We start from the raw sequence: 19,635 nt of genomic DNA on the forward strand, positions 1-19,635 counted from the left end.
AGCCAGAAGCCGCGAGGACGCTGGTATTTGAGTTCATATCGTTGATTTATCAGTGAGTTATGCGATGAAGTTTACAGGGACGATGCCTCGTTTACAAGCTCTTTGGGGCTTAAGTTGAGAGCATTGCTCCGCGCCGCACCAGCGCGCCGGCAAACGTCTGAGTGCCGGACGTGGCTTCGATAGGTACGGATTCGCCGGTCAGCATCGAATGGTCGAGCAGCGCATTGCCGGAGACGATCCGCATATCCGCCGCCACCACGCCGCCGAGCGAGAGCTTGACGACATCGCCCTTGACCAGATCCGCTGCCGGGACGATCGACCATGCCCCGTCGCGCAGCACGGAGGCATTCATGGCGAGGCGCGACTTCAATGCGGCCAGTGTGGCCTGTGCCCGGCTTTCCTGGAAAACACCCAGAATGGCGTTGAATACCAGCAGTCCGGCAATGATTCCGGCTTCGACGAAACGGCCGAGCACGCATTGCAAAACCACGGCCGCTTCCAGCATCCACGGCACGGGCGCCCAGAATTTCCCAAGCATCATGCGCCACGTGCTCGCCGCCGTATCGGGGAGCGTGTTAGCGCCCGACTCGGCAAGCCGACGGCGTGCTTCAGTGCTGCTCAAACCGGTGCCGGGCACGGCGTCCGGCTGGCTTGCCGCTTCAGGGATCGGCGCCGGCACGACAGCGGATGTCACGTTGATTCTCCCGGGTCGAAGCGGTAGTTGACGTTGAGCGTTTCTCGCACGCATTTGAGCGTGCCGGGCGAATGCTTCACACGCGAGCGCGTTCCCTTTGCTATAGCTGGTTTGCTATAGCCACCTGCGCGAGGCCGGGCCTGCCGGCCAACGGTGCCCGTACAGCGACCGGAAGTCGGTACGGTGGCGTACCCGGCTGAAATCCGTCTTGCTCATCGCCCTGCCTGCCTTGGCGTCCTCATGACAGTTTGCATCTGCGGTCATACCCGGGATGCGCACTTCGGGCTACGAATTGTTGGCAACGCCGATGACACCTGCGTTTCGCGTTCGCGGCGAATGGGAAATGGCCGTTCCGGTGCCAATGGTTGCAACCGTTGCAAAGGAAAGCGTGCTTGCAGCGACCGAAGGGTATACAGTCGGAGTACGGGACGCGTTCAGCGCCCCTTTGTTCTCGGAATGACCATGCGATCACAAACCAAAGTTGCACCACGTACGAGCGGCGGCATGAGCGAGTATGCCCTGTCGCGTCAGGCACAAGCACTCATGCTCGAACAGGCGGACCAGGCACGGGCGGAACAGCGGCGCGTCAACGATGCCCGCATTGATTCCAACGCCAGCAAGTGGCGCTATTCAGTGGCGCTGGAAGGAAGTTGAGTCGGACAGGAAGATTCATTGGGCGGGAAAAGACGAACGCCGCCAGGTGGGGCGCTCCGGATTCACCTCCATAGCAAGGACCGACGTGTCGCATCATCAGCTGGAACAGGATCTCGCTCACCTGGAACACATATTCCCGCAACTCGTTGCCAACAGTGCGCTTGGACTAGGCTATTGGCGGCAGCGCATTACAGCGCTCGAAACAGAGCAGGGATCGCTTCCTGATGGTGCCCGGCGAGTCACACGCCTGTTGTCGATGATCGACCAGATCGACGACGCGATCCGCCTGCCGTAAAGGCAGACCGGGTAACCGCCATCCGGCGCGATTACCGATGCAGCGCCGCAGCGACAAGAAGATGAAACGGTAGCGCGAGCAGCGCGGCGCCAGCGACTCCGAGCACCCACAATGCAACGAACCAGAGCACGCTCTGACGAGATGCTTTCCGGTTGTCGCGACTTATCTGTGACATGACGTCCCCTTTGGTCTACACGGGTCTGCGCGGGTCTGTGCAGTCTGCGCGCTCAAGGCCGCTCGAGAGTCTGGGGTAACGCTCCAAGTTGCCGGAACACAGACAGCCAGTCCTCCAGATGCCATGTTTTCGCAATCAGATTTCCGCGCATCTGGTGGAAAGAGTGAATCGCGAATCTGATGTGTTTGGAACTCGCGGCAATGCCAAGTAATGTCCCTGTTTGAGTGCCGCTGATTTCCGCGCGCACGCCGACCCGATCGCCATGAACGAGGACGTCGAGAATAGTGATTTTCATGTCGGGAATTGCTTTAGCGATGTTCTCGAAGAACTGCACCATCTGGTCAGGTCCCGCGGCAGCCCCGACGGGCTCGGGAATATATTCCCAATCCGGGGTGACGACCTGCCGCAGCAATGCGACGCTCTTCTGCTCGATGGCGCGATAGAACCCTTCGATCGTTTGACGAGTGAGATGTTCGTCGGCGGGCAGGGTCATAATCCAATACTCCTGGCGAATGGACGAATGCGCACGGCAAGGCGTGGACCGAACAATACTACACGTTTTCCGTGTGGAATCCAGCAACGCGCCCCGCGTTGGGACCTGCTGTCCGGCGCAATGCATTCGAATAACCATGTGACAGAAAATAAGAAGCCGCGGATTCCGATATCAAGTATCGGAAAGCAGTAGTGGTATCGCCATGCGGTACCGACAAGACACGCTTATAGAAATTGAACGCCAATGCCTTTATGGAGTTTCCATAAAGTGCCGCGGCGGTATAAGATCTGTGAAAATCGTGAACGCCAACTTCGTCGTGCAGTCACGTTGCGCAGCTACGCTCCTCATAGCGGTAAGCCAACGCTATACGGATGCCTGAGACGGACACCGCGGCAAACCTGCTTAAGTCAATCGAACGAACCATTCCTGGCTGCCTCGGGCAGGTGATCGCGCAGTCGGAAACGCATTCGCAGTACTGCTGTCGGAATTCGCAACGACCTACCCATACCCAACCCGATGCCCAAAGACATCCCAGAGCCGCAAGCCATTTGTAATGACGTCACCCGTAGCGCGATCTTCATTGTCGCGACGATCGAAGCCGGCCGCGATCACGCAGACAAGGTGCGTGCATGGTGCGGCGACGTTGCCGCCCTCGTGCGCTCGGTCGGCAGGCGGGTCCCCTCCGGCGATCTGTCGTGCGTATGCGGCTTCGGCTCCGGCGCATGGGATACGCTATTCGGTGCCCCGCGCCCCGCAGGCCTGCACCCGTTCCGGGAATTCGGCTCGGGCGAGCGCCTGGCTGTAGCGACCCCCGGCGACATCCTGCTGCATATTCGCGCCGAGCACATGGATCTCTGTTTCGAGCTCGCCACGCAACTGCTGGGAGCGCTCGGCGACGCAGTCACGGTAGTCGACGAAGTTCACGGCTTTCGCAACTTCGACATGCGCGCGATGGTGGGCTTCGTCGACGGCACGGAAAATCCGGTGGGTCGCACCGCTGAAGAATTCACGCTGATTGCCGATGAGGATCCCGAGTTCGAGGGCGGCAGTTACGTTATCGTGCAGAAGTACCTGCACGACATGGCCGGCTGGAATGCGCTCTCCGTCGAGACTCAGGAGCGCATTATCGGCCGCACCAAATTGTCCGACATCGAACTCGATGAAGCGGTGAAGCCGTCCTGCTCGCACAGTTCGCTCACCACCCTCACCGAGAACGGCGAGGAAGTGAAGATACTGCGCGACAACATGCCGTTCGGCAGGCCCGGCGCAGGCGAGTTCGGCACCTACTTCATCGGTTATGCCCGCTCGCCCGCACCGACCGAGCAGATGCTGGAAAACATGTTCGTCGGGCGCCCGCCGGGCAACTACGACCGGCTGCTCGACTATAGCCGCGCGGTTACCGGCGGCCTCTTCTTCGTCCCATCGGCTACCCTGCTCGAGGCACTCGCAGACCGCGATCCGCAAGCGACCGCTGCCGATGGCGGGCAACAGTCCGATACGTCTTCGTCCGCAGAGCCGCAGGAAGGCGGCTCGTTGAACATTGGCTCTCTCAAGGGAATCTCCCAATATGAATAACCTGCATCGCGAGCTCGCCCCCATCTCCCGTGCGGCCTGGTCGCAGATCGAAGATGAAGTGGCGCGCACCTTCAGGCGCAGCGTCGCCGGCCGTCGCGTGGTCGACGTCAAGGGCCCTGGCGGCACGGAACTCTCCGGCGTCGGCACCGGGCATCAGACCGCGATCACGGCGCCGCAGCAGGGCGTCGTGGCGAAACTGTCCGAGGTAAAGAGCCTCGTCGAGTTGACGGTGCCGTTCGAATTGCAGCGCGAGGCGATAGACAGTGTGGTGCGCGGCGCGAAAGATGCCGACTGGCAGCCCGCGAAAGAAGCAGCGAAGCAACTCGCCTACGCCGAAGATCGCGCGATCTTCGACGGCTATCAGGCTGCCGGCATCGGCGGGATTCGCGACGGCTCGTCGAACCCGCCGCTTGCGCTGCCGGCCGACGTCAGCGACTATCCGAACGCCATCAGCAACGCGCTCGAACAACTGCGGCTCGCCGGCGTGGACGGCCCGTATTCCGTCCTGCTCGGCGCCGATGCGTACACCGCATTGGGTGAGGCACGCGACCAGGGCTATCCGGTTATCGAGCACATCAAGCGGATCGTGAATGGCGACATCATCTGGGCACCGGCGCTCGCCGGCGGCAGCGTGCTGTCCACGCGCGGCGGCGACTTCGAGCTACACCTCGGCGAAGATCTGTCGATCGGCTACACGAGCCATACCGACACTGTGGTGCGTCTCTATCTGCGCGAAACGCTGACGTTCCTGATGCTGACGAGCGAAGCATCGGTTTCGGTGACGCAAGCGGAATAAGCCGCTCAATGCGCCGGTAATGGCCTCGCTCGACCGCGTGCTCTGCCGGTCAAGCGCTGCTGGCCAGAACCGGCAGCTGAGCGCCCGTCATCGTTGCGGGCTCACGCTCGCAACGATGACTTGAGGAGCGCGGACGCCTCATCCTCCGGCAGTACTTCAAAGCGGCTCGCCACTCTTCTGCTATCGACGTGTACGCCCAGCAGGATTTCCTGAATGCACGTCTTCAGCATCGTCACAACCGTCCGTACCCGTGCCGGCACAGGACGTTGCGCCTGGGTCAGCACATGCAGATCGAAAGGGAGCGCATCGAATCGCGGCAGTATGCGCACGAGGCGGCCGTCTGCAAGCGCATCGACGCAGGCGGGTTCTTCCAGCAGCCCAATGCCGGCGCCCGAGACGATCATTTCATACACGGGCCGCCAATGACTGGTTTTGACCACGGTATGAATCGGCGCGCTCTCCACGACATTCTCCATGCGCCTGAGCGGCAACTGGTCCGTGCCGAACATGCCCTGGAGCCGGATGAACGGGTGCTTGACCAGGTCGGACGGTTCGGCAACCGGACCATGCCGGCTCAGATACTCCGGCGCCGCCACGAGAACGCGCCCAACCTGACCGAGCTGACAGGCAATGAACGCTCCTTCTCCGAGTTGCCCAAGACGAAAGGAAACGTCCACACCTTCGGTGACGAGGTCGACGGTCCTGTCGTTCAGGATCAGTTCGAGATCCAGTTGGGGATAGGCCGCGCGAACCAGGGTCAACGCGTGCGGCACGACCGTCTCGCCAAAGCAGTGAGGCGCCGCGATGCGAACCGTTCCCCTGAGGGCCTGTTCTTCATTCGACACTTCGGCGACCGCCTGCTCCACCGCGTTCAGAATCCTCTTGCTGCGCTCGTAGAAGGTCACGCCATCGGGCGTGCAATTGAGTGCGCGCGCGCTGCGGAGCAGCAACCGGCAGCCAAGGTACTTCTCGAGCCGATCGATACGCTCGCTCGCGGCAGGTTGACCGATATCGAGGTCTCTTGCCGCGCTGGAGATACTCCCTCGCTCAACCACCCTGACGTAGATACGCATGGCTTCCAGCAGATTCATGGTGTCTGTCCTGCCTTGGCGGCGATCTGCCGGTAGGCTTGGGTTCTTCGCTTCCGTTTTGCGTCTTCCATGCTTGGGCTCCAATCCTGACGTGTCACGGAATCCCAACCTCGGGATCCGGCGACGTGCATTCGATGGAGGACAGAGTAAGGGGATGCCGTCGATCGCAGAGTGCACACATCGGCCCGGCTCGCGCCAGTACAGTTGGCCGGAAGCCTCGCACTGGGCGCGCCACTATGCCGCGGCAAAGTACCAAAGGAATCGTCCGATGAATCTCTATGAGAAGCTTGCAGACGACATCGAAACATCGATCCGGCAAGGCGTGTACCGTCATGGCGAACGCCTGCCGTCAGTGCGGCAGATCAGCCGGCAGCATCGGATCAGTGTCACCACGGCGATCCGTGCGTATCTGCTGCTCGAAAGCCGTGGCCTTGTGACAAGCCGGCCCCAGTCGGGCTATTTCGTCAATCGCCGCGACGAGGGCGAGCGTAAGGCGCTGGAACTCCGTCCGTCGAAACCGATCCCGATTTCGTCGCCTGTCGACGTCAGCCGGCTGGTGCTCTCGACGCTGCGCTCGATCGGGGTGGACGACGCGGTGCCGCTCGGTTCGCCCTACCCCGACCCCAGTCTGTTTCCATTCGAAAGGATCAACCGGTACGCCTACGATGCGGGGCGCGGCAAGGCGCAATGGGGCGTGACGGACGCGCTGCCCCCCGGCAATGCGAAGCTCGTGCGCCAGATCGCGCGTCGCTACCTCGAGAATGGCATGGCCGTCGATCCGAACGAGATCGTCATCACGGTCGGCGCGACAGAGGCGATCAATCTCTGCCTTCAGGCGGTCGCGAAACCCGGCGACGTGATCGCTGTCGAGTCACCGACGTTCTACGCGATGCTCCACGCGATCGAACGGATGGGCATGAAAGCGATCGAGGTGTCGACTCATCCGGAACACGGCATCGATATTGGCGCGCTTGCCGCGATCGTGGAATCGCAACCCATCGCCGCCTGCATGGTCATGCCGAACTTCCAGAATCCGCTGGGCTTTCTGATGCCCGACGAACGCAAGCGCGAACTGGTCGAACTCCTGACGAAGCGGGACATTCCGGTCATCGAGAACGGTGTCTACAATGAACTGCACTTTGGCAGTTCGCACCCGAGCTCGTTGAAGTCGTTCGATACGAAGGGGCTCGTGCTTCATTGCTCCTCTTTCTCGAAGAGCCTGACCTCCGCGTACCGGATCGGCTGGGCGTTGCCGGGGCGCTATCGCGATCAGGTCGAGAAGCTCAAGTTTCTGAACACGTTGACCTCTCCGTCTATCCCGCAACTGGCGATCGCGGAATTCCTCGAACGCGATGGCTTCGAACATCATCTGCGCAAGGTGCGCAAAGCGTATGCGCAGCAGGCCAATCTCATGAAGGCGATCGTCTCGCGCTTCTTTCCCGAGGGCACACGCATGTCCAACCCCGCGGGCGGGTACGTGCTGTGGGTCGAATTGCCGCCGAAGGTCGACGCAATGCGGCTCTATAAACTCGCTCTCGACCAGGGCATCACGATCGGACCGGGCTATATGTTCTCGGTTTCGGAGACGACCTACCGGAATTTCATCCGCCTCAATTACAGCAGCCCGTGGTCGAGCGAAATCGAGCAGGCCGTGATCACCGTCGGCAAGCTCGTCTCGATGTGCGCGCGCTAGTGGCACGCAGGCCGTGGGCTGCGGCGCGGTCATGGCGACTCGCCACTCTCCACGTTGTGCCCTGCGTTTTTTCACAACGATTGACGAGCCCTCAGCCGCCGACCAGCAACATGCGCACCGTGGGATAGACTTTTCCCGATGCCGGCTTGCGCTGTGTCGAGCGAAGTTCCGAGTAGCGGTCGTCGCGTTGCATCCACCGGCTGCGCACGCGCTCCGCCAGCTGTCCGGCAGAGGCGGTGTCGGTAAGCCAGGGCCTGAGATCCGTGCCATGTGTGGCGAACAGACATGAATAAAACAGACCGTCGGCATGGGAATTACAGTTTGTGCGCCGCATCCGGTGTCATCTGGTGTAACAGCGAAGCGGACCGACTGGATGCGTCGATGAAGACGACTCACGTCAGTTGATACGGGCGCACCGGCACGACCTCGTCGGGGAGGTCACACCCACACAGTTCGAGAATCGATCGTTCGATATTGCGAGTCATTGCGTCGAGCGCCAGCGCATTCGGCGCGAGAGTAAACGGCTCGGCGACTTCGCTGGCAATCGCTTCGAGCGCGATCAGCGTGTAGGAAATGAAAACACAAAGAAGAGGCGTGAAGAACTCCGTCGAGTCGACGAGACCGAATGGCAGTAAAACGCAATAGGCATAGACGGTGCGGTGAAGCAACACACTGTAGGCAAACGGAATCGGCGTGGAGGCGATCCGCTCGCATCCTCCAATGGTTCTTCCCAATTCGTTGATCTGCGCATCGAACATCCACAGCTTGGTCTCCGATACCACTGCCCGGACTTGCAGATCGGCGAAGTCGCGACGAAGCTCATTGAGAAGCGCGGCCGGTTTGTAACAGGCGTGCTGCAACGCCTCGGTTCGGGTGCGGCCGAGAAAGCGGATGAGATCGGGATTCGGATCGGTCCCGCGCAATTGATGCTTGAGCGCGTACACACACGCAATCAATGCATGAGCCATTCGAATCCTGTCTTCGCCGCGCGGGACATAGCACAGCATCTGCGAGGTCAGCGCGCGTGCCGAGATCAGAAGGCTGCCCCAGAGATGACGCGCCTCGTTGAAGCGCTCGTAACTTGCGTTGTTGCGAAACGCGAGGAATATCGCCAGAGCAAGGCCGAATAAGGTGAAGGGTGCCGTATTGAGCGGAATCTTCGCGCCGAAAATACGCCCCTGTGTCAGGACGGCGAGACTGCTGACAATCGCCATGAAGATCAGCTGGGGAATGATCGACTGCAACACGGAACCGTTCCAGACAAACAGCAGCCGGAACCAGTTTTGCCCTGGCCTCACAATCATGATGTGCTCTTGTAATCGCCCGCCTGCGCCGTCACCCTCAGTGGTAACCGGCGTCCCCTTCCCTCACCTTGCCGCGGAACACGCGATACTGCATGACGTTGTAGACGAGAATGACCGGCAGCACGATCACTGTGCCGACCAGCGTAAACAGCTGGCTCGAGTGGCTCGACGACGCTTCCCAGATCGTCAGGGAAGGCGGAACGATGTTCGGCCAGATGCTGATGAGCAGACCGCTGTAACCGAGGAAGCATAGCGCGAGCGTGAGAAGGAAAGGCGTCGCCTCGTGCAGCAACCGCAGCGAGCGGAAGATGCCCCACACGCATACGATCACGAGAACCGGCACCGGCAGAAACCAGCCGAGATTGCCGCTTCCGAACCAGCGATGTGCGACTGCCGGCAATCCGATCACCGTCCATAGACTCACGACGGCCATGACGCCGAGCAGAACGCTCACGAGCGGCCGCATCAGCTCGCGCATCTTGCGCTGCAATTCACCATCCGTCTTCAGGATGAGCCAGCCGCAGCCGAGCGCCGCATACGTGGTGAGCACGCCGATTCCGCAGAACAGGCTGAACGGCGAGAGCCAGTCGAATGGGCCGCCGGCGAAACGGCCGTCGACGATCTTGATGCCTTGCAGGAGCGACCCCAGCACGATGCCCTGGCAGAGCCCCGCGAGCGCGGAACCGCCCATGAAGGCGAGATCCCACGCGTGCTGGGTTCTGACTGCCTTGCCGCGCAGTTCGAAGGCCGCTCCGCGGAAGATCAGGCCCACCACCATCAGGATGAGCGGGAGATAGTTAGCCGGCAGCAGTGTCGAATACACCACCGGAAACGCCCCGTAAAGCCCGGCGCCGCCGAGAACGAGGAACGTCTCGTTACCGTCCCAGACCGGTGCGATGGTATTGAGCATGACCTGCCGATCGCCTTTCTCCTCAAAGAACGGAAACAGCAGGCCAATGCCGAGATCGAAACCGTCCAGCATCACGTAGATGAAGACGCCGAGTCCGATGATCGCGGCCCATACGACAGGAAGATCGATCTGCATGGCGTCACTCCCCTTCCAGGGCATCCAGCGGGCGATTGCGCAGGACCGGATGCCTGCGTGAATCACGGCGCTCGACATGCTCTTCCGGTCCGCGCTTCATCATTTTCATCATGTAGTAGAAGCCCATGCCGAATACCAGGAAGTACACCATCACGAAGATCAGCAATGAAACGCCGGCTTGCTGGGAACCGATCGGCGACAGAGAGTCCGCTGTGCGCAGAACGCCGTACACCGTCCAGGGTTGACGGCCGACTTCCGTGGTTATCCACCCGGCCAGCAACGCCACGATTCCCGAAGGCCCCATGCACAGAACGAAACGCTGAAACCACCTCGTCTCGTAGAGGCTGCCGCGCACTCTGAGCACGAGGCCGAGCAGCGCCGTCAATAGCATCAACATGCCGAGACCCGCCATGATCCGGAATGTCCAGAACACGATCGGCGAATACGGGCGGTCCTGAGGGGGAAATTCCTTCAAGCCGCGAATTTCTCCGTTCCAGCTATGCGTCAGGATAAGGCTGCCCAGATGCGGCACTTGCAGCGTATATCGCGTCACTTCGGCATCCATGTCGGGCAGCCCGACCAGGTTCAGTGCCGTGCCACCCTTCTCGGTTTCCCACAGTCCTTCGATCGCGGCGATCTTGGCTGGCTGATATTCGCGTGTGTTCAGACCATGTGCATCGCCGACGAAGATCTGTATCGGCGTGAGGAAGAGCAGAATCCACAGCGCCATCGAAAAACTACGCGTGACGGGTTTATCGCGCCGCCCCTGCAACAGATGCCACGCGCCGCAAGCGGCAACGATGAAGCCCGCCACGATGAATGCCGCGATGGTCATATGCGCGAGGCGATACGGAAACGACGGGTTGAAAATCACCTTCATCCAGTCGACCGGCACGATACGGCCACCCTCGATAGCGAATCCTTGCGGCGTCTGCATGAAGCTGTTCGACGCGAGAATCCAGAACGTGGAAATGAGCGTGCCCACCGCGACCATGAGCGTGGCGAAGAAATGCGAGCGCGGCGTGACCCGTTCCCAGCCGAACAGCATGACGCCGAGAAAGCCGGCTTCGAGAAAGAATGCCGTCAACACTTCATAGGTCAGGAGCGGCCCCGTGATATTGCCGGCTACACTGGAAAAACCGCTCCAGTTGGTGCCGAACTCGTAGGCCATCACTACGCCCGAGACCACGCCCATGCCGAAACCGACCGCAAAGATCTTCGACCAGAACAGGAACATGTCCTTGTAGGCGACGTCGCCGGTCAGCAGCCAGCGCCATTCCAGCACGGCCAGGAAGCTGGCCATGCCGATGCTGATGGCGGGGAAAATAATATGAAACGAAACCGTGAATGCAAACTGCAACCTGGCAAGGTGGAATGCATCGAAGATTTCCATGATCGGTGAACGGCTCCAGGTGATAGCAGCATTTGCGTAGGAAATCAGATTTCCGCTGAGCGCATGACATGAACCGGAACAGACTTGTACGAAGGCGTGCCGCTTTCCTTGTCGATGAAGTCGAGCGGCACCAGCACGTTGGCTTCCGGATAATAGGCCGCCACCGAACCCGGCGCGATGTTGTACGCGATTGCAGTGATCTTCTTCAGGCGAAGCTGTCTGCCCGCCAGAACGGTTTCGATGTCGACCAGATCACCGTGTTCGAGTCCGCGTTCGGCCAGATCGTCCTCGTTCATGAACAGCACGTCGCGGCGGCCGAACACACCCCGGTAACGATCGTCCAGCGCGTAGATGGTGGTGTTGTACTGGTCGTGGCTGCGGATCGTGATGAGACGCAGCACATTGTCAGCGCCGAGCACGTCGGCATCTTCCCTGACCCCGCCGTACACCGAGAACATTGCTTTTCCCGACGGCGTGGGCCACGCGCGCTCCGTCGGGGGAAGCGGCATACGGAATCCGCCCGGCACCCGGATTCGTGCATTGAATGCTTCGAATCCCGGCACGGTTTGCTCGATCAGATCCCGGATCCTGTCGTAGTCGGCCACCAGTTCCGACCATGCAACCTTGCTGTTCGGCAACGCGGCCGTGGCAATACCCGCGATGATCGCCGGCTCGGATCGCAGATGTTCTGAAGCGGGTTTCAGCTTGCCCGAAGAAGCGTGGACCATCGACATCGAATCTTCCACAGTGATGGATTGCCGGCCGTTTGCCTGTATGTCGAGTTCCGTGCGGCCGAGCACGGGCAGCACATACGTTTCTTTGGCCACAAGCAGGTGAGAACGATTGAGCTTGGTGCCGAGGTGAACGCTCAGATCGAGCTTGCTCATGGCGGGAAACGACTGCTCGGAATCCGGCAACGCAACAGCGAAGTTTCCGCCGAGACAGATCAGCACCCTGGCCGTGCCGGCGATCATCGCCTGCATCGCCTGGACGGCGTCGTGTCCGTGTGCCGCGGGTGGCTTGAACCCGAGCACGTTCTCGATCTGCTTGAGGAAGGCTTCGGAAGGTTTTTCGGTAATGCCGACGGTCCGGTTGCCCTGCACGTTCGAATGTCCGCGCAACGGACAGATGCCCGCGCCCGGCTTGCCGATATTGCCGCGCAACAGCAACAGATCGGCAATCAGCCGGACATTGGCGGTGCCTTTGTTATGCTGGGTCACGCCCATTCCGTAAGTGACAATCGTCGCATTCGATTTTGCATAGGCAATGGCGACCTCTTCGAGATCTTCACGGGTCAGCCCGCTCGCCTTTTCGATGTCGTCCCATGAGGTCGCTTCCAGATCCGCCGCGAACGCGTCGAAACCCTGGGTATGTGTCGCGATGAACTCGTGGTCCAGTACGGTTTTTCCCTGTTCCGCGTCCATCGCGACGAGCGCTTTCATGATGCCTTTGAGGGCGGCCGCGTCTCCGCCGGCGTCGACCTGAAAATAGGTCGACGCGATCCGGGTCGAGCCGAAGGTCGCCATTTCAACAACGCTCTGCGGATCGGCAAAGCGTTCGAGTGCGCGCTCGCGCAGCGGATTGAACACGATGATCGGCACATTGCGCCGTGAGCATTCGTGCAGCGTGCCCATCATCCGGGGGTGATTCGTGCCGGGATTGTGACCGATCGAGAGGATGAGCTCGGTCGAGTCGAAATCGTCCAGCGACACCGTGCCTTTGCCGATCCCGATCGACTGCGGCAAGCCGACGCTGGTCGGCTCGTGGCACATGTTCGAGCAGTCGGGGAAATTGTTCGTGCCGTATTCCCGCGCGAGCAACTGGAACAGGTAGGCGGCCTCGTTCGACGCCCTGCCCGATGTATAGAACTCGGCTTCGTCGGGAGAGGACAAGCCGCGCAGCACTTCACCGATACGAGCGAAGGCGTCCTCCCATTCCACTGCCCGGAATTTGTCGGTGGCGCGGTCGTAGACGAGAGGATGTGTCAGCCGGCCGAGATCCTCCAGTTCGAAATCCGAGCGTTGCAGCAGCGAGGACACCGTATTGTTCTGGAAAAACTCCGGTCCCACCCGCTTGGTGGTCGCTTCCCATGTCACCGCCTTGGCGCCGTTTTCGCAGAACTGGAAAGTGGATTTGTGCTCCTTGTCCGGCCAGGCGCAACCCGGACAATCGAAGCCATCAGGCTGATTGGTCCGCATCAGCGTAATTGGCGCCTCGATGTTCTCCATCTGCGTGCGAACGGCCTGAGCCGTCGCCCGCAGCGCTCCCCAACCGCCAGCAGGACCGTCATACGGCCGGATTCCCGGAACTTCGCGTCGCGTGGTCATAGGAGACTCCATGAACTGCTTCAGGGGACCTGGAGGCTGGCTCAAGTGGGCTTACGCCACCCACGGCGCAAGGCCCCACAATTGCGCCAATGCCATTCTATGAACGGATCATAAAGAAGGAAATATTGATTTTTCCAATGACAGGCATTGGCGAATCCGGCCGCGAGGCGTCACGGGGAAGCTGTCACTTGCCGGTCTCGCGGCGGCTCTGCTCCTCAACGGTGAAGATCGCCTCCGGCGTGGCTTCGAGCCGCGCCTTTGGAATCGGCAGACCGCTCTCGTCAGACAGACCGTAGGTGCCCTGCTCGATCTTCTGCAATGCGCGCTGGATGTCCGCAATGCGATGATCGTTCACGTCACGCAACGCCTGGCTGACCTCCTTCTGTGCCATTGTCTGCGCTTCGTCCTCGTACTCCTCGGCTTCGTCGCCATGCTGCTCCTGAGCCGCCTGCTCGTCGGAGAGCGTGTTCTCCTCTTCGCCCAGCACTTCCCGGCGAAGCGCCTCGAGACGCTCGCGCTGTTGCGCGATGAACGCTTCACTCAACTCACTCTGTTGCTGCGCCATGATTTTCCCCCTTGCGTTGATTCGCTTTACACGCGGTAGCGTGAAGCGTCACTCACCCAACTCCTGAAATGCGTGGCCGTTCGCCTCAAGTCCCTTCAGGAGTGCCGGTGTCAGTTCGTTTTGCGACACGCTTCCCTCGAATTGCCAGTCGCCTTGATCGACCAGATCGGGCAAGCCGGCGCCCTTGCGCACATATAGCCCGAGCGTCGGCTTCTTCAGGTTAAGGTAGAAATCGAATTCCTGCATGGCCAATGCCTCCCATCAGGCATATATCACGCCTCACCGCGCTGCTCGCGGACCTCGCGAGGTGTTAAAGACGCGCAATCCCGTCTGGAAGTCTACGAGCAAGTCATGGCCAAGTGAAGCATCGCCTCTCCGATGGAAACCGTCGACGGCATACGCACAGCGGTTTGCCGCTCAGGCTGAATATCCTGCTGTCGGGGTGACGGAATTGCGGCATGATGGCTTCTTGCGAGAAGCACCCGCGCCGAATGCCGGCGGATGCCGATCACGAACGCTGCAAAGGAGAAAACGATGCCAACATGCACTGTTTCTTACGGCGAGTTTGAGATCGTCGTACGGCCTGAGCCCAACGAGCGCGGCGCGTGGGTGGCGAGCGTGAGCATAAGTCGAGGTGCTGGAACGCCAGTCTATGACCGTCCGATGACAACCCAACCGGAATGGCTGACTGAAGAGGAAGCCGTCAGGGACGGGGTGGAATGGGGCTATCAGTTCATCGATCGTGAATTGATCGCGCGACGGCCTCAATCCTCCGTTGCCGAGCGCTCGCGCGCGGAACACTGGTTCCGCGACGTCGAGCAATCGGGCCGCGCCAAGCCCAATCCATAAATCGCGCAGGAAAGCAGCATCGCCCAGGGATACCCCTGACTTTTCCGCCATTTCACATCCATCTGGCTTGATTCGACTGCAGGATGGCGGTTTCGCGCGCTATGTCAGTGTATTGCGCGGACAATACAGGGTGTTACGCTCAGGAAAGCAGCCTTCGCGGCAGTGAGCCGCCGTTCAGCGGCAGAATCAGCAGCTATCAAGAACATACCGCGAAGCGCGATTGCCTACGAGAGGCGAAACATCGCTGCGGGAGCGACTGCGATGCAAATCAAAACATATACCGTACTGACGCTAGTGGTGTTTAGCAGTGCTGCCTTCGCATGGCAGCCGCTTACCTATCCGATTCGAAGTCAAAGCCCTTATCAGCGCAGCATCGATACCGCGATGTGCTACGCGACTGCGAACAGGCAGACCAAGGTCAACATCGCCCGGGAACCGCAGACTCCGCCGCGCAAGCCGGCTGCCACCAAAACGTCGTCGACCGGCGTGCCGTCGCGGCCGCCGTTGCCTTCCAGCACCTTCTCGAGCACGCCGATCGGCGCGAGCATGCCGGCCGCAGCCGAAGCGACAGGCGCAAGCGCGCCCGCCGCGACCACGGCGGCGACGGCCAAAGGTGCCGCAGCGCCCAAAGCGGCGAGCGCGACTCAGGCAGGCACCACGACCACGGCTACGGCCGCCACGGGTGCATCCGCAACCAGCGCGGACAACGGCGCCTCGGAAACGGCGGCTGCGAGCGCGGCACAGGTAGCGGCGGCATCCGGCGTGAAGCTGCCGCCGCTGCCGGCACCGGAGCCGCCAATGACACAGTATTGGGCCGCGTATGGCGCGTGCATGCAGGCGCGGGGTTACGTCGTCGCACAGTAACCTTGCTTGCAAGCCTCGTTGCGGTGCCCTGTTTTTCTGATTGTGGCGCCGGCATTCGACGCCCCTTAGCGACACGGCGATGCTTAGCGACTTGACCTCCGATCAGCACGACTCCCCCCGATGCGGACACTGCGGTGTCCCGCTAGCCGGTCGTTTCACGCCCTGTCCTTCGTGTCATCAGCGGCCGGTCGATGCACCTGGCGCACGTGCGGCGGCGCGCTCTTCCCTGAAAGTCCCGCTAAACGAGCCACTGAACGATCCGCAGCCGCTGGTCGACAGCCGGCTGCCGGCGCGCAAGCTATGGAATCCGTCCTCGCGCGCGCTGGTCAACTCCTATGCGTTCGTCGAGGAACCGGCTGTCGCCGTGTCCGCCTATCAGCGACTGCGGCAACCCCTCGTGCTGGCCGCGTCGGTGCTGACGGTGACATCCGCGGTGTACCTGGGGTTCATCCATAGCAGCGACTCGAAAGTCGGCGCCCCCATCGCGGTCTCCGGCAAGGTGCAGACACAGCATGCCGCGCCGCTTGCCGTCGTTCCCCAGAAGCCCGCGGCGGCGGCTACCCAGCGATCCGTGACTGCCGCGCCTCAGAAATCCATAACGATTCTTGCGCAGGCGCCGCCCGCCGCCCTACCGCAAAAACCCGCGACCAGTGCAGCCGCGCAGAAATCCACGACCGTCGCCGCCATTCGTAGCGCGCCCGTGCGTTCGCCGCCGGTTCCGCCAGCCGCCGCTACGCCGCCGCTTTCGTCGCGCCGCGTCGCATCCGTCGAGCCCGATGCAAAACGCAATCCGGGCGGCCAGTCAGGCAAGCCGCCGGACAAACCGCGCGCGGACGTGTCCAGGCATCTCAGAGCCGCACGTGCCGATCTGCAGCAGAACAATCTGTCGGCGACCAGAGTGCGCCTTGCGGCGGCGATCTCCGTGCAACCCGATAATCGCGATGCGTTGAATATGCGCGCGACACTGAGCGCGCGCGAGCAGCAGCGCGATGCGCTGCTGAGTCTGGCGCGAGGCTGCGGATATATCGCGCGATGGAACTGCGTCTCGCACAATGCCGGCACCGCACTGCAGATCGATTCGAGCAGCAAGGAAGCCCAGCGCCTCGTGACACTTGCGCAACACGAAACCCAACTCCAGATTCCGCCGCCCGCAGAGCCCGCACCTGAACCGGCACCCGACACGCGCGAACTGACCAGTCATCATTGATGATGCAGTGGCCTCGCGCGGCCCGGCCGCGAGCCGAAGGTGTGTTTGATGCGCGCTAACGGGCCGGCACGGCAAGGCTCACCTGCCGCGCAATCGCACGATAGCGGTCTGCGGTATCCCTGAGCGTCAGCCCGGTCAGCGAGCGTTGCGCCCGCTCCTGCCCCAACGCGGCGATCACTGCTTCGGCATAGCATTGCACATTGTCGGTATCGACCAACTGGACGCCGGGAAAGCCGTTCGCGAAGGCGAAGGCCGGAATCTTGCTCGCCACGATCGGCACGCCCGAAGCGAGCGCCTCCAGAAAAGCCACACTGTGCGCCTCGGATTGCGACGGCATAACGAAAACATTCGACTCCGACAGCACAGTTGCAACATCCGTGCGCGGGCCGGCTACCACGACGCGTTCCGCAATGCCCAGCTCCTTCGCCAGCGCGACGACCGCACGCTGATAGTCGGGATCTTCGACCACGCCGTACAACACCAGACGCGCGTCTTTCCCCTTTCTGAGTACTTCACTGAAAGCCCGCACCGTCGCCAGTTGATTCTTCACCGCCGCGTATCGGCCAATCTGCACCACTTGCGGCGTGCGGCCGTCGCGCTCCCCGCCGTCGGTAAACGAGAAGCGCGCGAGGTCCACGCCGTTCGGCACCACGGTCATTGAAGGATGCGGCCCGATGGCCTGCACGTAGTCCGTCACGCCCTGCTCCGACACGCCGATCACCACGCGGGCGCGTCCCGAGAGCATATGTTCGACGCGTCTGAACAGCGGGCGCTCGAAGTCGTTGGTCGCCGAATGCATGACATAGACCACCGGCACACGCATCGGCAACGCGCGCGCATAAAACGACGGAATGGTCGCATGAGCAAAAATCACATCCGGACGAAAGCGCCGTACCGCGCCAAACAGATGGCACAACTTGACCAGCGCGCGATGCCGCCGCCGCGGAAACACGCACTGTACGCCGTGGCGCTGCAAGTCGTCCTGCAGCGGCGCGAACTCTGCATGCGCCGGCAACAGCGAAGCCACGCACACCGCCATGCCCTCGGCACACTGGTCGAGCGCGAGATCCTTGGCCAGGACTTCGGCTCCCGACAACCGCGGCGCAAGGACCAGATGAAAAACACGCATCATGATGTCCTTGCCGTCAACGTTCGGAACAGCATCCACGCGGCGGCGCAGCCAAGGCCCAGCGTCATGGACCAGGCAATGCCCGTCACGCCCCACCAGTGGACGGCGGGAGGCGCGCTCAACAGCAGCACCACGACCTGAATCGCCGACGCATGCACGGTCGCCTTCGCGTCGCCCACCGCGCGCAGGTAAGCCACCAGTACCGCGATCAACGCACCGATCGCCATGTTGATCACGAGGATTCTGAAGAGCGGCACCGCCGGCAGCCACGCCGCGCCGAGAATCAGCGAGAACAGCGGCTCGGCGATCAGCCTGAGCAGCGCGACGAATGCAGCGAGCCCGATCGCGATCACCAGCAGGTAAATCTTGATGACGCGCGAGGCCGACTGCGGATTGCGCCGGTAATGCGCCGCGAAAGTGGGGAACAGGTATTGCGACATGGCGATCGCGGCATCCGCGAGCAGCATCTGCGCGAGCCGCGACGACATCTGATAGCTGCCCAGTTGGGCCGGCCCGAGTAATTTGCCGACCACCACCTTGTCGAACTGGTTGAGCAGCAGATTGATGACGCTGCTTGCCCAGATCCAGCGGCTGAAGCCGACATAGTGGCCGATGCCCGACCATACGGCACGGATCGGCGGGCGCGGTTTCATGGTCGCCCAGGTCAGCGTGCTTTTCAGGCTTTCGCCGGCCACGAGACCGATCAGCACCGAGGCCGCGCCGGCGCCGGAATACGCGAGCACGAGTCCGACCGCGCAATCGGTGAACGCCGCCGCCACTTCCACTCCGGCGATGTGCTGGAAACGCCGCTCGCGCTGCACCACGTAATACGCAGGCGAAGCAAGACCGCGCAGCAACGGCAGCAGCGCTGCGAGCTGGATCAGCACCAGCGAGCCGTTCAGATGGAACTGGCTGCTCAGCAACGGCGCGAGCGCGACCAGCAGCAGCGAGATCAGCACGCCTCGCGCCGTCAATGTCGTCCACACCGCACCGAGTTGCGAGCGCGACGGCGGATGTTCGCCCTGAATGACCGCCTGCGCGAGTCCGGTATCGGAGAGTGCCTCGGCAATCGCCACCGCGAGCAAAGCCACGCTCACGCTGCCGATCGCCGCCGGCCCGAGCATCCGGCCAATCGCAAGGAATTTGATCGCTACAAGTCCACGCACGGCGAACTGTTGCAGCAGGACCCACGTCGCCGCGCTCGCGCCGAAGCTGCCCGCCATCGAGAACGCCGGAAGCCTGATCGCCCGCAAGCTGTTTCTCCGTCGAATCGCAGCGCCATCGAATCGGCCACGCACAGCGATTTCATGCATCGCTGCGAACGCCGCCGGCGCATAATCGGTTAGGTTGCACCAGCAAGCTGGCGAAATTTTTCATCGAATTCCAAGCACGACCTTACCGCGAGAGAATCGCTAACAACCGCCATCAGCTAGGCTGGTTCAGCCGAAGCCGGAGCCCCCTAGTACGTTTACCCACAAAGCGGGGC

General features: G+C 61.6%; 20 protein-coding genes and 1 pseudogene. 8 read left to right on the top strand and 13 right to left on the bottom strand.

Features of this window, described 5'->3' with window-relative positions; genetic code table 11:
• Nucleotides 1-109: 109 nt before the first annotated feature.
• Nucleotides 110-694, bottom strand: a complete 585-nt coding sequence (locus NE850_RS13840) for a cation-transporting P-type ATPase (protein WP_310698863.1) — start codon at nt 692-694, stop codon at nt 110-112.
• A gap of 504 nt (nt 695-1,198) precedes the next feature.
• Between NE850_RS13840 and NE850_RS13845 the strand changes: the two genes are divergently transcribed.
• Nucleotides 1,199-1,348, top strand: a complete 150-nt coding sequence (locus NE850_RS13845; protein ID WP_007179026.1) for a hypothetical protein — start codon at nt 1,199-1,201, stop codon at nt 1,346-1,348.
• Between the two features lie 85 nt (nt 1,349-1,433).
• On the top strand, nt 1,434-1,643 hold the full coding sequence (locus NE850_RS13850) for a hypothetical protein (RefSeq protein ID WP_007179027.1): 210 nt from the start codon (nt 1,434-1,436) through the stop codon (nt 1,641-1,643).
• A 31-nt stretch (nt 1,644-1,674) separates the two neighbouring features.
• Here the strand turns inward: NE850_RS13850 and NE850_RS13855 are convergent, their stop codons facing one another.
• Both NE850_RS13855 and NE850_RS13860 read right to left on the bottom strand, forming a co-directional pair.
• Complete coding sequence (locus NE850_RS13855; protein WP_310698864.1) at nt 1,675-1,818, bottom strand: hypothetical protein; 144 nt, start codon at nt 1,816-1,818, stop codon at nt 1,675-1,677.
• Between the two features lie 52 nt (nt 1,819-1,870).
• Nucleotides 1,871-2,311, bottom strand: a complete 441-nt coding sequence (locus NE850_RS13860) for an ester cyclase (RefSeq protein ID WP_165184635.1) — start codon at nt 2,309-2,311, stop codon at nt 1,871-1,873.
• A 516-nt stretch (nt 2,312-2,827) separates the two neighbouring features.
• Here NE850_RS13860 and NE850_RS13865 point away from each other — a divergent pair.
• Both NE850_RS13865 and NE850_RS13870 read left to right on the top strand, forming a co-directional pair.
• The gene (locus NE850_RS13865; RefSeq protein ID WP_165184632.1) at nt 2,828-3,886 is read left to right on the top strand and encodes a Dyp-type peroxidase; all 1,059 of its coding nucleotides are present in this window, start codon (nt 2,828-2,830) and stop codon (nt 3,884-3,886) included.
• On the top strand, nt 3,879-4,682 hold the full coding sequence (locus NE850_RS13870) for a family 1 encapsulin nanocompartment shell protein (RefSeq protein WP_165184630.1): 804 nt from the start codon (nt 3,879-3,881) through the stop codon (nt 4,680-4,682). Before NE850_RS13865 ends, NE850_RS13870 begins: the two co-directional genes overlap by 8 nt.
• 101 nt (nt 4,683-4,783) lie before the next feature.
• Here the strand turns inward: NE850_RS13870 and NE850_RS13875 are convergent, their stop codons facing one another.
• Nucleotides 4,784-5,773 (bottom strand): LysR family transcriptional regulator, encoded by a 990-nt coding sequence (locus NE850_RS13875; protein WP_165184628.1) that lies wholly within the window; start codon nt 5,771-5,773, stop codon nt 4,784-4,786.
• Nucleotides 5,774-6,041: 268 nt separating this feature from the next.
• Here NE850_RS13875 and NE850_RS13880 point away from each other — a divergent pair, with 268 nt between their 5' ends.
• The gene (locus NE850_RS13880) at nt 6,042-7,466 is read left to right on the top strand and encodes a PLP-dependent aminotransferase family protein (protein WP_165184625.1); all 1,425 of its coding nucleotides are present in this window, start codon (nt 6,042-6,044) and stop codon (nt 7,464-7,466) included.
• A gap of 91 nt (nt 7,467-7,557) precedes the next feature.
• Here the strand turns inward: NE850_RS13880 and NE850_RS13885 are convergent.
• From NE850_RS13885 to NE850_RS13915, 7 genes and pseudogenes are all read right to left on the bottom strand, one after another.
• Nucleotides 7,558-7,773 (bottom strand): annotated as a pseudogene (locus NE850_RS13885) (GTP 3',8-cyclase MoaA); the annotation flags it as partial.
• A gap of 85 nt (nt 7,774-7,858) precedes the next feature.
• The gene (locus NE850_RS13890; protein WP_165184622.1) at nt 7,859-8,770 is read right to left on the bottom strand and encodes a bestrophin family protein; all 912 of its coding nucleotides are present in this window, start codon (nt 8,768-8,770) and stop codon (nt 7,859-7,861) included.
• Nucleotides 8,771-8,807: 37 nt separating this feature from the next.
• Nucleotides 8,808-9,815 carry a cytochrome d ubiquinol oxidase subunit II gene (gene cydB / locus NE850_RS13895; RefSeq protein WP_165184619.1) on the bottom strand — a complete coding sequence of 336 codons (1,008 nt, stop codon included), beginning with the start codon at nt 9,813-9,815 and terminating at the stop codon, nt 8,808-8,810.
• A 4-nt stretch (nt 9,816-9,819) separates the two neighbouring features.
• Nucleotides 9,820-11,208 (bottom strand): cytochrome ubiquinol oxidase subunit I, encoded by a 1,389-nt coding sequence (locus NE850_RS13900; protein WP_165184616.1) that lies wholly within the window; start codon nt 11,206-11,208, stop codon nt 9,820-9,822.
• 44 nt (nt 11,209-11,252) lie between these two features.
• Nucleotides 11,253-13,535: an FdhF/YdeP family oxidoreductase gene (locus NE850_RS13905; RefSeq protein ID WP_310698865.1), complete on the bottom strand. Its 2,283-nt coding sequence runs from the start codon at nt 13,533-13,535 to the stop codon at nt 11,253-11,255.
• Between the two features lie 184 nt (nt 13,536-13,719).
• Complete coding sequence (locus NE850_RS13910; RefSeq protein ID WP_165184610.1) at nt 13,720-14,100, bottom strand: TraR/DksA family transcriptional regulator; 381 nt, start codon at nt 14,098-14,100, stop codon at nt 13,720-13,722.
• Between the two features lie 48 nt (nt 14,101-14,148).
• The gene (locus tag NE850_RS13915) at nt 14,149-14,346 is read right to left on the bottom strand and encodes a hypothetical protein (protein WP_310698866.1); all 198 of its coding nucleotides are present in this window, start codon (nt 14,344-14,346) and stop codon (nt 14,149-14,151) included.
• A 255-nt stretch (nt 14,347-14,601) separates the two neighbouring features.
• Here NE850_RS13915 and NE850_RS13920 point away from each other — a divergent pair, with 255 nt between their 5' ends.
• From NE850_RS13920 to NE850_RS13930, 3 genes are all read left to right on the top strand, one after another.
• Complete coding sequence (locus NE850_RS13920; RefSeq protein WP_232064095.1) at nt 14,602-14,949, top strand: DUF6566 family protein; 348 nt, start codon at nt 14,602-14,604, stop codon at nt 14,947-14,949.
• 261 nt (nt 14,950-15,210) lie between these two features.
• A complete protein-coding gene (locus NE850_RS13925) occupies nt 15,211-15,813 on the top strand; it encodes a hypothetical protein (RefSeq protein WP_165184604.1) in 603 nt (200 codons plus the stop codon).
• A 79-nt stretch (nt 15,814-15,892) separates the two neighbouring features.
• Nucleotides 15,893-17,020: a hypothetical protein gene (locus NE850_RS13930; RefSeq protein WP_165184601.1), complete on the top strand. Its 1,128-nt coding sequence runs from the start codon at nt 15,893-15,895 to the stop codon at nt 17,018-17,020.
• 55 nt (nt 17,021-17,075) lie between these two features.
• Here the strand turns inward: NE850_RS13930 and NE850_RS13935 are convergent, their stop codons facing one another.
• Together NE850_RS13935 and NE850_RS13940 are read right to left on the bottom strand one after the other, a co-directional pair.
• Nucleotides 17,076-18,149, bottom strand: a complete 1,074-nt coding sequence (locus NE850_RS13935) for a glycosyltransferase family 4 protein (RefSeq protein ID WP_165187331.1) — start codon at nt 18,147-18,149, stop codon at nt 17,076-17,078.
• Nucleotides 18,149-19,402, bottom strand: a complete 1,254-nt coding sequence (locus NE850_RS13940) for an oligosaccharide flippase family protein (RefSeq protein ID WP_165184599.1) — start codon at nt 19,400-19,402, stop codon at nt 18,149-18,151. Before NE850_RS13940 ends, NE850_RS13935 begins: the two co-directional genes overlap by 1 nt.
• Nucleotides 19,403-19,635 lie beyond the last annotated feature (233 nt).

Origin of the sequence: Paraburkholderia sp. USG1 (assembly GCF_031570135.1) — a bacterium.
GTDB lineage: Bacteria > Pseudomonadota > Gammaproteobacteria > Burkholderiales > Burkholderiaceae > Paraburkholderia > Paraburkholderia dioscoreae.

Coding starts and splice junctions, on each gene's coding strand:
- NE850_RS13920 (WP_232064095.1), top strand. CDS start 14,602: ATGCCGATCACGAACGCTGCAAAGGAGAAAACGATGCCAACATGCACT.
- NE850_RS13880 (WP_165184625.1), top strand. CDS start 6,042: ATGAATCTCTATGAGAAGCTTGCAGACGACATCGAAACATCGATCCGG.
- cydB (WP_165184619.1), bottom strand. CDS start 9,815: ATGCAGATCGATCTTCCTGTCGTATGGGCCGCGATCATCGGACTCGGC.
- NE850_RS13870 (WP_165184630.1), top strand. CDS start 3,879: ATGAATAACCTGCATCGCGAGCTCGCCCCCATCTCCCGTGCGGCCTGG.
- NE850_RS13935 (WP_165187331.1), bottom strand. CDS start 18,149: ATGCGTGTTTTTCATCTGGTCCTTGCGCCGCGGTTGTCGGGAGCCGAA.
- NE850_RS13925 (WP_165184604.1), top strand. CDS start 15,211: ATGCAAATCAAAACATATACCGTACTGACGCTAGTGGTGTTTAGCAGT.
- NE850_RS13860 (WP_165184635.1), bottom strand. CDS start 2,311: ATGACCCTGCCCGCCGACGAACATCTCACTCGTCAAACGATCGAAGGG.
- NE850_RS13875 (WP_165184628.1), bottom strand. CDS start 5,773: ATGAATCTGCTGGAAGCCATGCGTATCTACGTCAGGGTGGTTGAGCGA.
- NE850_RS13915 (WP_310698866.1), bottom strand. CDS start 14,346: ATGCAGGAATTCGATTTCTACCTTAACCTGAAGAAGCCGACGCTCGGG.
- NE850_RS13930 (WP_165184601.1), top strand. CDS start 15,893: ATGCTTAGCGACTTGACCTCCGATCAGCACGACTCCCCCCGATGCGGA.
- NE850_RS13910 (WP_165184610.1), bottom strand. CDS start 14,100: ATGGCGCAGCAACAGAGTGAGTTGAGTGAAGCGTTCATCGCGCAACAG.
- NE850_RS13845 (WP_007179026.1), top strand. CDS start 1,199: ATGAGCGAGTATGCCCTGTCGCGTCAGGCACAAGCACTCATGCTCGAA.
- NE850_RS13905 (WP_310698865.1), bottom strand. CDS start 13,535: ATGACCACGCGACGCGAAGTTCCGGGAATCCGGCCGTATGACGGTCCT.
- NE850_RS13865 (WP_165184632.1), top strand. CDS start 2,828: ATGCCCAAAGACATCCCAGAGCCGCAAGCCATTTGTAATGACGTCACC.
- NE850_RS13855 (WP_310698864.1), bottom strand. CDS start 1,818: ATGTCACAGATAAGTCGCGACAACCGGAAAGCATCTCGTCAGAGCGTG.
- NE850_RS13900 (WP_165184616.1), bottom strand. CDS start 11,208: ATGGAAATCTTCGATGCATTCCACCTTGCCAGGTTGCAGTTTGCATTC.
- NE850_RS13890 (WP_165184622.1), bottom strand. CDS start 8,770: ATGATTGTGAGGCCAGGGCAAAACTGGTTCCGGCTGCTGTTTGTCTGG.